The sequence below is a fragment of the Brunnivagina elsteri CCALA 953 genome (assembly GCF_002289455.1).
Classification (GTDB): Bacteria; Cyanobacteriota; Cyanobacteriia; order Cyanobacteriales; family Nostocaceae; genus Brunnivagina; species Brunnivagina elsteri.
Window position 1 is genome coordinate 1 of sequence record NZ_NTFS01000173.1, and the last position, 13,412, is coordinate 13,412.

Sequence of the window (13,412 nt, forward strand, 5' to 3'; positions counted from 1 at the left end):
GTAGGCGAAAGACTTCCCGTTCCCTCGTTCGCCTTTGGCGTTCCCGTAGGGTAGAGGGTTCCCGAAGGGTAGGGTAGCATCTAAAAACTTTTAAGGTATTTGAAAGTATATTCTTAACCCGTTCTTAGTATACGTAATTCGTAATGCCCAATAGACATAGGAGTGAAAATTAATTATGCGTTACCCAGAACCTTTGTAGAGACTGGCAAGTTGCCGGACAGAAGATTCTGTCCGGCACATTCGCGTAGTATTGGTACGTCTCTACATTAACTTGACGGAGATGTCTAATACCCAATTATTTAAGCACTCCCAACAACAATTTTATTTTTTCCTAACAAATCAAGTGCTGCCTTATACTGGGAATCGGCTTCTGTGGCAACTTGGTCGCGAGTTAGTTGTTGCGATGGGATTTCTTGGTCTGGTTTGATACCGAGCTTGTTGATATCGTGGTGATTGGGTGTTTCATATTTAGCAATAGTTACAGCCAAGCCAGAACCGTCAGAAAGCTCAAACAATGACTGAATTAAGCCTTTTCCGAAAGTTTTCTCACCGACGAGTTGAGCGCGAGCATTGTCTTGTAAAGCACCTGCAAGGATTTCGCTAGCACTAGCTGTACCTTGATTGACTAAAATCACCAATGGGTCATTGGTAAGAGACGAACCAAGTGCCTCAAAACTACCTTCGATACCTTGACGATTAACAGTGTAAACAATAGTACCAGAATCGAGCCAGAGACGGGCAATTTCGATACCTGCTTGCAACAAACCACCAGGATTATTCCGTAAATCCAGAATGTAGGCATCCGCGCCTTTTTTCTCTAGACTAGTAATGGCGCGTGCCAATTCCATTGGGGCATTAGCATTAAATTGAGTTAAACGCAAGTAGCCAACGGATTTTCCTTGGGATGAAGGACGTAATTCGGCGATAACAGGGTTTAGTTCAATACGATCGCGTGTTAACTGAACTTGACGAGGTTCTTTTTCACCATCCCGTTCGATAGAAAGGGTGACAATAGTACCCGCAGAACCACGCATCTTCGCAGCAGCTTCGTCAAGGGTTAACTTCTCCGTCGATGTACCCTCAATTTGAATAATGCGATCGCGTGGCTGAATTCCAGCTTTCTCAGCAGGAGAACCCGCAATTGGGGCAATAACTTCTAGTTTCCCAGTTTCCGAATTCAAGGCAATCTGCAACCCAACCCCAGTTAACTCACCAGATGTATTCACCTGTAAGCTACGATACTGCTCTGGGTCTAAAAAACGAGTAAAAGGGTCATCCAAGCTCTTGAGCATATTTTGAATCGCCGTATATGCAGCCTGTTGATCGCTAATCGGCTTTTGTAAAACATTTTGCCGCACACCTGCCCAGTTTTGATGATTAAATGTCTCATCAAGGTAAGCATGGTTCACAATTCGCCAAACTTCAGATACCAGTTTTTGTTCACCTGTCAACGCGACTGCACTTTGGCAAAAACCAGCAAACCCAACCCAAAATGCCAGGAGCAGTGTTAAGACAATCCGAAAAATTTTTTGTTGCATGAAGCTCATTGTCAATATCAATTTCAGTTAGAAACCCAAATCTACGGGTGATAACCCAATTGAAGAGGGTGTTTAATTAAATCTATCTCTCGATTATGTTACTTTTTTTATAGAAGTAATGCATTTTCTCATCTTACGGGCAACCAATAGATGGTTTGTACATCACGAATCATAAAGGCTAGAATGTATGTTGTGCATATCATCCTCCGGATTAAGCATAACGAAAACGCAATACATACCATTTTTGCAAAGTGTTAAGATTCTTAAAAAGTCTTACCACTTAAACCGCCCAATCGCCAAAAAGCGAACCTCCATAAGTTAAAATCCCTTTCATCACGCCCGAAATCGCGATCGTTGGGATATTTATCAACCGCAATCAATTCTTAGGAAAAGCGAAATTGTATGGCAAACGTTTACGACTGGTTTGAGGAGCGCTTGGAAATTCAAGCCCTTGCTGATGACGTAACCAACAAATATGTACCTCCTCACGTCAACATTTTTTATTGTCTGGGTGGAATTACTCTGACATGCTTCCTCATCCAGTTTGCAACTGGATTTGCAATGACCTTCTACTACAAACCAACTGTCGCAGAAGCTTTCTCTTCGGTGCAATACATTATGAACGAAGTTAACTTCGGTTGGCTAATTCGTTCAGTCCACCGTTGGTCTGCCAGCATGATGGTGTTGATGATGATTTTACACACCTTCCGAGTTTACTTAACAGGTGGTTTCAAAAAGCCCCGCGAATTAACCTGGGTAACAGGAGTCATCTTGGCAGTGATCACAGTTTCCTTTGGTGTAACTGGCTACTCCCTACCTTGGGATCAAATTGGCTACTGGGCTGTGAAAATTGTTAGTGGTGTACCCGAAGCAATTCCTGTCGTCGGTGTTTTAATGGCTGACTTGCTCCGTGGTGGTGCGAGTGTTGGACAATCAACATTAACCCGCTACTACAGTGCCCACACCTTTGTACTGCCTTGGTTAATTGCTGTCTTCATGTTGTTACACTTCTTGATGATTCGCAAACAAGGTATTTCCGGTCCGTTGTAATTTGTAGTAATTTAGAGCTTTTTCGCTTGATTGTGACGAAATTGGGGCGAGCCTGAATAATACTTAGTTACAACGGAATTAGTTTGCTTTAAACTGAATATCATGTCAGATATTTAAGTTATACATTCAGAGCAAAAGCAAATTCATAGTTGTAACTTGGGTTACAAACTGTAATATGAGACGCAATGCTCACCTTAGAGCGGTCTTTGACCAATGGCGTTGACAACTACAGTTTTTAATCCCTGGATGAAACAATAAGTGCTTTGACTTCACCTCAGTAGGAGAGCATATTTAGAAATGTCTACACAGAAAAAGCCCGATCTCACCGATCCGAGTTTAAGAGAGAAACTAGCCAAGGGCATGGGTCACAACTACTATGGTGAACCTGCATGGCCCAATGACCTACTGTATATTTTCCCAGTAGTCATCATGGGTTCGTTTGCTTGTATCGTCGCACTAGCAGTATTAGACCCCTCGATGAATGGCGAACCTGCAAATCCTTTTGCAACACCACTAGAAATTTTACCTGAGTGGTATTTATACCCCGTATTCCAAATTTTGCGTACAGTTCCTAACAAATTATTAGGCGTATTCTTGATGGCTGCGGTTCCTCTGGGACTAATTCTTGTTCCTTTCATCGAAAACGTCAATAAATTCCAAAACCCATTCCGTCGTCCAGTAGCAACCGCAGTATTTATGTTCGGTACTTTGGTGACACTATGGTTAGGTATTGGTGCTACTTTCCCAATCGATAAATCTTTGACCTTGGGACTATTCTAAATAGAACTGTTCTCAACAAGTCACGATAAAGTGGTTTGATGCCTGTGGATTTCAAGAATAAGTGCCCCGATTGTACTTTGATTGAAGATTCAGCAGGCATCAATTTTAGTTTTTTCTGCTTCTAGGGATTTTAAATTTTGGAGTTAAAATCCTTGATTAAGTGATTTAAAATCAAACTCCGTTAGACTTCTATAAGAGAAATTAAGAAAATGCATTATGTCTTTCGGATTCACCAATCCACTCGGCAGCCTTGCTGTACCTGTGAATGGTTCATTTCCCTTTATTATTTTTAAGTTTAAGGTCAATGCATAGCACAATGCAGCAAGACCATCTGACTGTTAAAAGCGAGCTAAAGCTTCTAAACCAAGTGCAACAATGGTTTGAACAGTTTTGTCTAAAATATTTGTTGCAATTAGGCTGGTCGGAAAGCCAACTTTACCGTCTCAATCTGGCGTTGGCAGAAGGCTTTACCAACGCAGTTCGTCATGCTCATCATGCCTTACCACCAGAAACTACTATCGAAATTGACCTTTTATTGTGGAGCGATCGCTTAGAAATCAGAATTTGGGATCGTGGTAAACCATTTAATCCCGATGCGATCGCAGAACCTGAACCCGGTACTCTCCAAGTCGGGGGATATGGCTGGTTTCTGTTGCGTCGTTTAGCCGATCGCGTTGTTTACGAACGCTCTGTGGATGGTAGAAATTGTCTGCTGATTGTCAAGTACGGTTTGCAAAATCATTAATACTGCTTTTTCTTGATTAAAAGTCCCTTAACAATCAGTTTGTTTGATTTGTATCCAATATTTTGTTTAAGTTGTATAAAATGTTTCGTGTATTTACGCGATCGTCTCATTCGATTCGCGATTATTTTTTGCTAGTATTTAACAAAGTCATAGACTAACGCAGTAATAAAACAGTTAAGTAATACTATTGTGTTGTAAAAAGTATAATTACATCAAATGATGATTGTAGATTTTGTCATTGCATATAATATATTTTTCCAATATCGCCGGATTCGATGCAATTTACGGGAAATTATTGTTAAGTCAGCGAGTATCAAATAACTATTTTAATTCTTAGATTTTAGGACTTACGCATTGACAGAAAAATCAAAATAGGGGGTATGCTTTTCAGTGCTTTGACCTTGATTTTTCGGCTTCCCACTAAGCGATACGCCTTTGGCGTTAAGCTCCGCTTATCGCAACATCGCAACGTAACCTTTCACACTCCCCCCTACCTCTCAACGATAAATCAAGGGTTTCGAGCATTTTACAGGGGGGGGGAGTGAATAATTACTATCGCAACCAAGAAAGGGTAATTTAGAAAATGCTGAAACAACGTATTTACGTTGATACAGAATATAGCCCTTTTGTACAGTGCGTAAGTCCTAGATTTGTAGATTTACCATTGTAAATTCAAACTATAAACGGGTATGGATGTATATTTGGTTGCATTTATCTGCTTGATGGAACGTTAATCAGAAACAATTATGCTTAAAACTAGTCCGAACAACAAAAATAATTACTCGGTTCCAAAAGTAACTAAACCAGCCAATCATATCTTCGTGTTTCTGGAAATTTTTTCCCGTGAAGGTGGTATCCAATCCTACGTCAAAGACCTTTTTCGGTCTTATTTAGCTTTACCAGAACATTGGAATGCGGAAGTTTTTATTCTCCGTGATGGTAATGACAGTAAGAACCCATTTGTATCAAATCGCTTAAGATTTCACTACTTTAAAAATAACTCTCCTCAAGTTGGACGAATGCAAATGGCAACAGCTTTATTTGCATATTTGGTACAGAAACGTCCCCAGCATGTTTATTGTGGACATGTTAATCTTGCCCCATTGGTGGGGATGTTTTGCCAAACCTTAGGGGTTCCTTATACAGTAATGACTCATGGAAAAGAAGTATGGAGTCCATTACCAAATGGGGTGAAAACTAGTTTGCAAAAAGCCGATCGCATTTGGGCAGTTAGCCACTATACTCGCGACATCGCTAGTAATGTCAATCAACTCGATCCGCAGAAAATCAAAATATTGCCCTGTTCGGTGAATGGGGATAATTTTACCCCTGGAATCAAATCACCTAAGCTATTGGAGCGTTATGGTTTACACGACTCCAAAGTTTTGATGACAGTGGCAAGATTGTGGTCGGGTGATATTTATAAAGGAGTCGATATTACAATTCAAGCATTACCGCAAATTGTCCAAGCCTTCCCCGATCTGAAATATTTAGTTATTGGTCGTGGTGACGATCAACCCCGATTAGCAAAACTAGCAGAAGATTTGGGAGTTAGCGATCGCGTTGTTTTTGCGGGTTTTGTTGCTACCGAAGAATTAATCTCCCACTATCAGCTAGCGGATGCCTATATTATGCCTTCCCAGGAAGGATTTGGGATTGTATATTTAGAGGCAATGGCTTGCGGGATTCCTGTACTTTCTGGTGATGATGATGGTTCCGCAGACCCCTTACAAAATGGTAAATTAGGTTGGCGGGTTCCATATCGCGACCCAGAAGCAGTCGCCAAAGCTTGTATCGAAATACTCCGGCGTGAAGACCAACGCTGCAACGGGGAATGGCTGCGGGAACAGGCTTTATTGCATTTTGGTTTTGAAGCTTTCCAAGCGCGATCGCAACACGAGTTTTTAGTTAACAGTTGAGAGCAGAATAATTTATATTAATTAACAGTCTGAGGTCTTGATTTGACAGTATATATGCCACTCTTTCGACTCTCGATGCTTGACTTATCACCAAAATCGCTATCCTAAGAAGGAGAGCAAGAAGAAATTTATAAAATGAGTCTTAAATCTTTTCAGTTTCAGTTAGCAAATCTTCGTCCTTGGTTGACTTTGTTTGCCGTTGTGTGGTTACTCGGCTCATTTGGTTTGGGTTGGTTAGTTAATTCGTTATTAATTATCGTTGGATTAATATTTTTAGTCCCGATTATCGGCTTTTTTGGTTTCCGTTGGTGGTTGCAGCGAAATGTAATTACAGACAAATGTCCTGCCTGCGGATTTGAATTCCCAGGTTTGAAGAATACTCAACTGCAATGTCCGAATTGTGGTGAGGTGCTATCGGTACAAGATGAGCATTTTCAACGTGTAGCACCTGAAGGAACCATCGACGTGAAAGCAGTCGAAATACCCACGAATTTATTGGAATAGTAGAGACGACCCGATGGGTCGTCTCTAATTCTATGCAAAAAGGAATTGGTCGTCTGTACGAGAAATAAATGCCCAATTCCCGAATCATTTCTTTTGTTGCGAAATCGAGAGGGTATAGTTATACTGTGCCTGAGAGAGTTCGCCTACGTGTATTGAGTAATTTCCGGCTTTAAAAAAACCTGTAATTTCCGGCTTACCACCAGAATAATTATCGGCTAAAACGCAAAATTTTCCCCCAGGACCATCTAACAATAAAGTTGGTTGCCCCGAACCTTCTACTGTCAACCGTAAATAGGGTAGTGATTCAGTTACTTGGATGACTTGACTTGGTGTGGATGAAATATTTCCACAATTACTTTTAGTTGGTCCCCCAGACTTACCAGTTAGGGTAATTGGGTCTGGCTTAAAATTTGGACTAATTTTGACTTGTTGTGCCCCAACTGAATTCGCAAAGGAGAGAAGAATACTCATCGCTAAGGCAGTGGGAACAAGCTGACTTGGCAAACCTGTTTTAAGTTTCATATTTACTTTCCGCGAGATACCGCAGTTCCCGACTATTTAGAGCGATATTTTGGATGATTACCTTGATTTTTTAGACGAAAGCAACTATTTCTTAGTTCCGTAATCTTTCGAGAAAAGCTGCAAATACACTTACTAAATTTTAGGTAAAGATAGTATATTTTGAAGCAAAATAGTTAGGGTAAAATTTATCAATGACTTTTCAACAAGAAGATGGCTTCCAGAGTCAGTTGCAACAATTGCAAACGGGGGTTAGTTCCCCATCCGTGGTAGTTACGCAAATCGAGCCAGTACAGGCATATTCCCGGAGTTCCATGCCAATAGCAGCATTTCTAAATTGGTTCAATAATCTTTCTGGGATGAAAAAGCTGGTTGTTGCAATCGCAGGTGTTATATTTGGCTTTGCGATGCTGCAAGCGGTTTTGAAGTTAATTGCTTCCGTTTTGAGCCTGGTGCTGTTTGCAGGATTAGGATTTGTGGGATACAAATTTTTTGTAGCTAGTAAGTAGGTTTATTTGTGATTGGTTACTGCCGACTAGAAAAGGTAGATAACAAATGGCAAACTTAAGTATCTAGTTGTAAACTAAGTAGTTTATTTTTAATTACCCTTTTGGGGATAGACATCAGTATTTCTTCAATATTTAAAGATTATTAAGGACGGGACGTAATGACAACCCCAATGATGAGGAGAAGCACGAATCCATCAAAGCGATCGCAGCAGCCAAATGGAACGACTAATAATTCTATGTCTTTATTTACTAGACGTTTGGCAGCATGGACTACGGAAATAGCGTTGATTGCGGTGAGTGGGTTGATTCCCTATGGAATTGGAGCTTTTGCTAATAGCCGCAGCGAGTTAAGTCGAGTTCCCTTGAACCCCGTGCTGGGAATTGTTGAACGTGAGGTTGCTCGTCCATTAGCGTTACCAATAAATTATGGTAATCGTAATGTTTCGTGGATTACTAATTTTTTATGGACAGTGGGAGCGATCGCACCTCTAACGCTGTCATGCTGGCAATTATATTTACTGGCGAAAACAGGTAGTACAATTCCCAAACGCTGGTTTGCCGTGCGGGTTGTTTCCGAACAGGGGACAGCACCAGGTATTCTCCCGATTTTGGTACGGGAAGGGGTAGGGCGTTGGGGTATACCGATGTCGGTTGCCTATATTTTATGGCGCTACAGCCCCGCTTTTCCCAATTTAATCATTTTTACCAGTTTGGCAGCAATTACCCTGTTGGGTGAGAGTATGGGGTTTCCCCGTTGGCGTTCGAGTCGGGCTTTGCACGATCGCATTGCTGGTACTTATACAATTGACGCAACAAAACCCTTTACTCCCGAACAGCAACAAACTCAACCCTGGAATGAAACCGACGAAGAAGCTGCGATCGCTTCAGTTGTCATGTCCCCAGAAGCAATCATCCGACAGTCAAATTTATGGCGATGGATTCGGCAAAATCCCAGTATCAGCCTATTTGGGATTGCTTTGGTGAGTATGATTACGGTTTTGGGTACTTTGGTGGGAACTCAGGTATATATCCAGTCGCAAGAAAATTCCCGCATCTCTGAAGAAGCTAACCGCAAGCAATTTAGCGAACTCGAACAACGCTTGAAAAATAATTCCAATGCCACGGTTGAGGAACGTCAACGGGCGATTATGGCGATAGGTACTCTTAACTATTCCCAATCCACCAAATTTTTAGTTGATTTGCTTGCCGAAGAAACAAATCCAATTCTTCTAAATGCAATTCAGCAAGCTTTGGTAAACGTAGGTAGTAACGCAATTCCCGACCTCAAACGCAAAAATCAGCTACTTGCCAACGAAATTAATGGCAATACTGGTGATGCAAACCAACGACAAACACGACAACAGCAATTACAGGTTAACCAACAAGCAATTAATAAAATATTGGCAGTTTATAGCAGCCAATTAAACAATATTGATTTGAATCGCATTCAACTATCACAAACCAATGCCTCTTCCACAGCTTACTTTAGCTTAGTTCTGGATAAGGCGGATTTGTGGGGTATTAATTTCAAAGGTGCTAATCTTGACCGAGCCAGTTTCCAAGCCAGCCGTTTTCGTGGAGCAGGGGAAGATGGACGTTGGGATACCTATGATGATGCGATCGCTGATTTGAGTCAAACCAAAATGAAAGAGGCAAACCTGAGTGATGCCAATCTCAGTCGTATTTTATTAAATAAAAGCGATTTGAGCCGTGCCAACCTAAATAAGGCAAACCTTTCCGGAGCGCGTTTGATTGGGACAAACCTGAGTAGCGCTCAACTAGTTGGGGCAGATTTACGCGGTGCAGTCATGGAAAATACCAGCTTTACTGGTGCTGACATTAGCGAAGCAAAATTCACCGATGCCGAATTGTATGGTGCCAGATTGGGACGAGCGATCGCAATTGGAACCCAACTTTCCCATGCCAATCTCACTAAAACCGACTGGCAAGCCGCCGATTTGTCGGGTGCTTATTTAGACCACGCCAACCTCACCAGTGCCAACCTCAGCGCAACTCGTTTAGAACGGGCAATTTTACGTTCAGCCAACCTCGAAAATAGTAACTTGCGAAATGCCGATTTAAGACTTGCTGATTTACAAGGTGCAAACGTTGCCGGAGCCGATTTCCAAGGTGCAATCCTCTCCCCAGGTGGACAAGATGCCTCCGAAGATTTCGTCCAAAAACCCCAAACTGGCGCAAAATCTGCCCTAGTCAAAGGAGTCGATTTTTCCCAAGCAAAGAATTTAGACCCCAAACAATTAGCCTACATTTGTACTCAAGGTGGTGTTCACCGCAGTTGCCCGTAGTATAAATGAGGATATGGGGCATTGGGCAATTCGCTTTTCCTCGCACAGCGAGAAGCTAAAGCTACGCAATTCGCAATGCCCATTTAACAAAATATGTGAGGAGTCGGGACATGAAGCATCTGAAATACTTAACATCACTTGCGATCGCAACTTCGATTTTAAGTTTGACACAATTGAGCAAACCAGCCCAAGCACAGGTAGCTTACGGTAGCTATGTCGGTATTGGACCATCCGTTGGTCTTTCTGATGGTACTCAAATTGGGGGTGTATTAGCCGTCCGTTACAAACTATTGGAAACACCCGTTTCCTTCCGTGCCCAAGCTTTAGTCGGTAAAAACGTGGCAGTTGTACCCACAGTTTCCTACGATTTCCCCCTCAATTGGCAAACCGATGCTTATATTGGAGCCGGATTGGTATTAGCTGGTGGTGATGAAGCTTCACCAGTTGGTAACAAAATTGCCTTTGCCCTCCAACCTGGTGTTGATTACAACGTACCCAATAGCAACACGGTAATTTTTGGAAATGCAATTATTGCCTTCGATGCTTTCCGGAATGGAGGTGGTACAGCGCTGTCATTACAAGGTGGTGTGGGTTTGCGGTTTTAAAGAGAAAATTAATAGCTTTGGAAACAGGTTGGTATAAGTCTGATTAACTTTGATTTTCACGGAAAAACGGTGCTAGTTACGGGTGCTTCGCGAGGCATTGGTAAAGCGATCGCATTTGCTTTTGCCTCCGCCAATGCCCGTGTCGCCATTCATTACCATCAACAGCGTGATATTACTGAACAGTTTCGGGATACTTTGGCAGGTGAAGGGCATATTGTGGTTGGTGCTGACCTGGCAAATCCCATTGCGATCGCAGAAATGGTAAATAAAATTATTGCTGAATTTGGGCAGATTGATATCTTGGTTAATAATGCTGGTATCTATCAACAACATCCCCTCGATCAAACTAGTTACCAAGATTGGCAAGAAATTTGGCAGCAAAATTTAAATATTAATTTATTAGGCGCGGTAAATCTCACATATTGTGTTGCTAAATACATGATGCAACAGCAAAGCGGACGCATTATCAACATTACCTCCCGTGGAGCCTTTCGGGGAGAACCCACAGCTACAGCCTATGGAGCCAGTAAAGCCGCTCTCAATTCCTTTACTCAATCCCTAGCGCAGCACTTAGCTCAATATAAAATTTTTGTCACAGCAGTTGCTCCCGGTTTCGTAGAAACAGATATGACTCGCGAACTTTTGTCAAGTCCTGCGGGGGATGGAATTCGCCAGCAAAGCCCCTTGAATAGGGTGGCAAAACCGGAGGAAATCGCCCAAACTGTCTTGTTTTTAGCTGCTCCCGGTTCGGAGTTTCTCACGGGTTCGATTGTAGATGTAAATGGGGCAAGTTATTTGAGGTCTTAGACATAACAACGGAGACACAAGACAACTCGTAAAAAAATGCCACTAAGTACCTTAAAATTTGATAACTTAGCCTTAAAAACAGATTTGGGAACTTAGCAGCGTGGATATTCAAATCGGACGGGGGAAAACTGCCCGCAGAGCATACGGGATTGATGAAATTGCTTTATGCCCTGGAAATCGAACACTCGATCCAAGTTTAGCGGATACAAAGTGGACTATTGGCAATATTGAGCGAGAAATTCCCATTATTGCCAGCGCGATGGATGGTGTAGTCGATGTCCGCATGGCAGTAGGTTTATCGAAGTTGGGTGCATTGGGTGTGCTGAACCTCGAAGGAATCCAAACTCGCTACGAAAATCCAGAGCCAATTTTAGACCGGATTGCCTCAGTTGGTAAAGATGAATTTGTGGGGTTGATGCAAGAACTATATGCCGAACCAATTAAACCCGAACTAATCACGCAAAGAATTAAAGAAATTAAACAACAAGGTGGTATTGCCGCAGTTAGTGCAACCCCCGCAGGGGCAAGTAAATTTGGGAAAGTGGTGGCAGAAGCTGGTGCTGATTTATTTTTCATCCAAGCAACGGTAGTTTCCACAGCACATTTGTCACCCGAATCCATAGTACCCCTAGACTTGGAAACTTTCTGTCGAGAAATGCCAATGCCCGTAGCGTTGGGCAACTGTGTCACCTACGATGTCACCTTAAATTTGATGAAAGCAGGTGCAGCAGCCGTAATGGTGGGAATTGGTCCCGGTGCTGCCTGTACGTCGCGGGGAGTTTTGGGTGTGGGAGTTCCCCAAGCAACTGCGATCGCAGACTGTGCTGCTGCCCGTGATGACTTTTTCCGGGAAACAGGCAAATATGTTCCAATTGTTGCCGATGGCGGTTTAATTACAGGTGGTGACATCTGTAAATGTATCGCCTGTGGTGCCGATGGTGTGATGATTGGTTCACCCTTTGCCCGTGCTGCTGAAGCCCCTGGACGCGGTTTCCATTGGGGTATGGCTACACCAAGTCCGGTTTTACCTCGCGGTACTCGCATTCGCGTCGCAACTACAGGTACTTTAGAGCAAATTCTGAGGGGACCCGCAGGACTTGACGACGGCACTCATAACCTTTTAGGAGCATTAAAAACTAGTATGGGTACTTTAGGTGCTAAAAATATTAAAGAAATGCAACAAGTGGAAGTAGTTATTGCACCTTCATTACTTACCGAAGGAAAAGTTTACCAAAAAGCTCAACAATTGGGTATGGGTAAATAAGTCGTGTAAAAAGAAAAGGTAATTATAGGTGATAAAGCAGGTTCGGGGAGATAAAATACTAGATTTTTTTACTTTTTCCCTATTTCCCAATTTCATCATCAAATTCTTAAATAAATTTTTCCAGACTCTTAAACAATAACTGGAAAAATTTCAGATGTCGCCTACAATAGAGATAGCGGAGACGCATGTTTCCGTTCACTCCTCACACCACACTCCGCCCGGACTACTGTTCGGGCGGTTCCTTTTGTGACGTTATACTGAAAACGGCTAAAAAATAAATTTCTGTCATACTAACGAAGGAAGTATCTTATCGGAGAGTAGCGTCTACTTACGTCTTTGAATCACTACAAAACTCCGGGTTTCATCATGGACGAGGCTTAACTTGCTTCTAGAGAGGTGTAGACACTTTCAGTAATAGCCAATTCCCAAAAGAAAAGTGAATAAATTTGTGAATAAATTCTAAAGCTAGATGTAAATGTATATGCACTAGTCGGAATCAGTGCATTTCACTGTGGTAGAATTTTCACAAAAATCAAAAACAATATTATTAGGCAAGGTTCCAAGGCATGTCAGCAGCCGCACAAGTTACCGATTCTACTTTCAAGCAGGAAGTTCTAGACAGCGAAGTCCCCGTTCTAGTTGACTTTTGGGCACCCTGGTGCGGTCCCTGCCGCATGGTAGCTCCCGTAGTAGAAGAAATTGCCGCTCAGTATGAAGGGCAACTCAAGGTGGTCAAACTTAACACCGATGAAAATCCGAATGTTGCCAGCCAGTACGGTATCCGCAGTATTCCGACTTTGATGATTTTTAAAGGTGGGCAAAAAGTTGATATGGTTGTCGGAGCTGTTCCGAAAACCACGTTAGCT

The 13,412-nt window shown here is 42.3% G+C and carries 13 protein-coding genes; 11 read left to right on the forward strand and 2 right to left on the reverse strand.

The annotated features are described in order from the left end of the window. Window positions 1-299 precede the first annotated feature (299 nt). Entirely contained in the window at window positions 300-1,547 is a 1,248-nt protein-coding gene (gene ctpA / locus CK510_RS15850) for a carboxyl-terminal processing protease CtpA (protein ID WP_095722622.1), read from the reverse strand. Between the two features lie 393 nt (window positions 1,548-1,940). Between ctpA and petB the strand changes: the two genes are divergently transcribed. The 5 genes from petB to CK510_RS15875 all read left to right on the forward strand — a co-directional run bounded on the left by petB (window position 1,941) and on the right by CK510_RS15875 (window position 6,536). Continuing rightward, window positions 1,941-2,588 (forward strand): cytochrome b6, encoded by a 648-nt coding sequence (petB, locus tag CK510_RS15855; RefSeq protein WP_095722623.1) that lies wholly within the window; start codon window positions 1,941-1,943, stop codon window positions 2,586-2,588. Between the two features lie 297 nt (window positions 2,589-2,885). After that, the gene (petD, locus tag CK510_RS15860) at window positions 2,886-3,368 is read left to right on the forward strand and encodes a cytochrome b6-f complex subunit IV (RefSeq protein WP_095722624.1); all 483 of its coding nucleotides are present in this window, start codon (window positions 2,886-2,888) and stop codon (window positions 3,366-3,368) included. 304 nt (window positions 3,369-3,672) lie between these two features. Beyond that, window positions 3,673-4,113, forward strand: a complete 441-nt coding sequence (locus CK510_RS15865) for an ATP-binding protein (protein WP_095722634.1) — start codon at window positions 3,673-3,675, stop codon at window positions 4,111-4,113. A 746-nt stretch (window positions 4,114-4,859) separates the two neighbouring features. Further along, window positions 4,860-6,032: a glycosyltransferase family 4 protein gene (locus CK510_RS15870; protein WP_095722625.1), complete on the forward strand. Its 1,173-nt coding sequence runs from the start codon at window positions 4,860-4,862 to the stop codon at window positions 6,030-6,032. Window positions 6,033-6,167: 135 nt separating this feature from the next. Beyond that, a complete protein-coding gene (locus tag CK510_RS15875; protein WP_095722626.1) occupies window positions 6,168-6,536 on the forward strand; it encodes a hypothetical protein in 369 nt (122 codons plus the stop codon). An 84-nt stretch (window positions 6,537-6,620) separates the two neighbouring features. Here CK510_RS15875 and CK510_RS15880 read toward each other — a convergent pair whose 3' ends face one another. Beyond that, window positions 6,621-7,058, reverse strand: a complete 438-nt coding sequence (locus tag CK510_RS15880) for a hypothetical protein (RefSeq protein WP_095722627.1) — start codon at window positions 7,056-7,058, stop codon at window positions 6,621-6,623. A 191-nt stretch (window positions 7,059-7,249) separates the two neighbouring features. Between CK510_RS15880 and CK510_RS15885 the strand changes: the two genes are divergently transcribed. The 6 genes from CK510_RS15885 to trxA all read left to right on the forward strand — a co-directional run. Further along, window positions 7,250-7,564, forward strand: a complete 315-nt coding sequence (locus CK510_RS15885; protein ID WP_095722628.1) for a hypothetical protein — start codon at window positions 7,250-7,252, stop codon at window positions 7,562-7,564. A 158-nt stretch (window positions 7,565-7,722) separates the two neighbouring features. Then, window positions 7,723-9,870, forward strand: a complete 2,148-nt coding sequence (locus CK510_RS15890; RefSeq protein WP_095722629.1) for a pentapeptide repeat-containing protein — start codon at window positions 7,723-7,725, stop codon at window positions 9,868-9,870. 110 nt (window positions 9,871-9,980) lie between these two features. Beyond that, on the forward strand, window positions 9,981-10,475 hold the full coding sequence (locus CK510_RS15895; protein WP_095722630.1) for a hypothetical protein: 495 nt from the start codon (window positions 9,981-9,983) through the stop codon (window positions 10,473-10,475). Between the two features lie 69 nt (window positions 10,476-10,544). Then, the gene (locus CK510_RS15900; RefSeq protein WP_245912173.1) at window positions 10,545-11,282 is read left to right on the forward strand and encodes an SDR family NAD(P)-dependent oxidoreductase; all 738 of its coding nucleotides are present in this window, start codon (window positions 10,545-10,547) and stop codon (window positions 11,280-11,282) included. 100 nt (window positions 11,283-11,382) lie between these two features. Further along, window positions 11,383-12,546, forward strand: a complete 1,164-nt coding sequence (locus tag CK510_RS15905) for a GuaB3 family IMP dehydrogenase-related protein (protein WP_095722632.1) — start codon at window positions 11,383-11,385, stop codon at window positions 12,544-12,546. A 566-nt stretch (window positions 12,547-13,112) separates the two neighbouring features. Continuing rightward, window positions 13,113-13,412 (forward strand): thioredoxin (trxA, locus tag CK510_RS15910; RefSeq protein ID WP_095722633.1); only part of this gene is annotated, 300 nt, incomplete at its 3' end.

Bases quoted from the DNA above. Each gene is read 5' to 3' on its own strand.
- ctpA (WP_095722622.1), bottom strand. From the start codon at position 1,547: ATGAGCTTCATGCAACAAAAAATTTTTCGGATTGTCTTAACACTGCTC.
- petB (WP_095722623.1), top strand. From the start codon at position 1,941: ATGGCAAACGTTTACGACTGGTTTGAGGAGCGCTTGGAAATTCAAGCC.
- petD (WP_095722624.1), top strand. From the start codon at position 2,886: ATGTCTACACAGAAAAAGCCCGATCTCACCGATCCGAGTTTAAGAGAG.
- CK510_RS15865 (WP_095722634.1), top strand. From the start codon at position 3,673: ATGCATAGCACAATGCAGCAAGACCATCTGACTGTTAAAAGCGAGCTA.
- CK510_RS15870 (WP_095722625.1), top strand. From the start codon at position 4,860: ATGCTTAAAACTAGTCCGAACAACAAAAATAATTACTCGGTTCCAAAA.
- CK510_RS15875 (WP_095722626.1), top strand. From the start codon at position 6,168: ATGAGTCTTAAATCTTTTCAGTTTCAGTTAGCAAATCTTCGTCCTTGG.
- CK510_RS15880 (WP_095722627.1), bottom strand. From the start codon at position 7,058: ATGAAACTTAAAACAGGTTTGCCAAGTCAGCTTGTTCCCACTGCCTTA.
- CK510_RS15885 (WP_095722628.1), top strand. From the start codon at position 7,250: ATGACTTTTCAACAAGAAGATGGCTTCCAGAGTCAGTTGCAACAATTG.
- CK510_RS15890 (WP_095722629.1), top strand. From the start codon at position 7,723: ATGACAACCCCAATGATGAGGAGAAGCACGAATCCATCAAAGCGATCG.
- CK510_RS15895 (WP_095722630.1), top strand. From the start codon at position 9,981: ATGAAGCATCTGAAATACTTAACATCACTTGCGATCGCAACTTCGATT.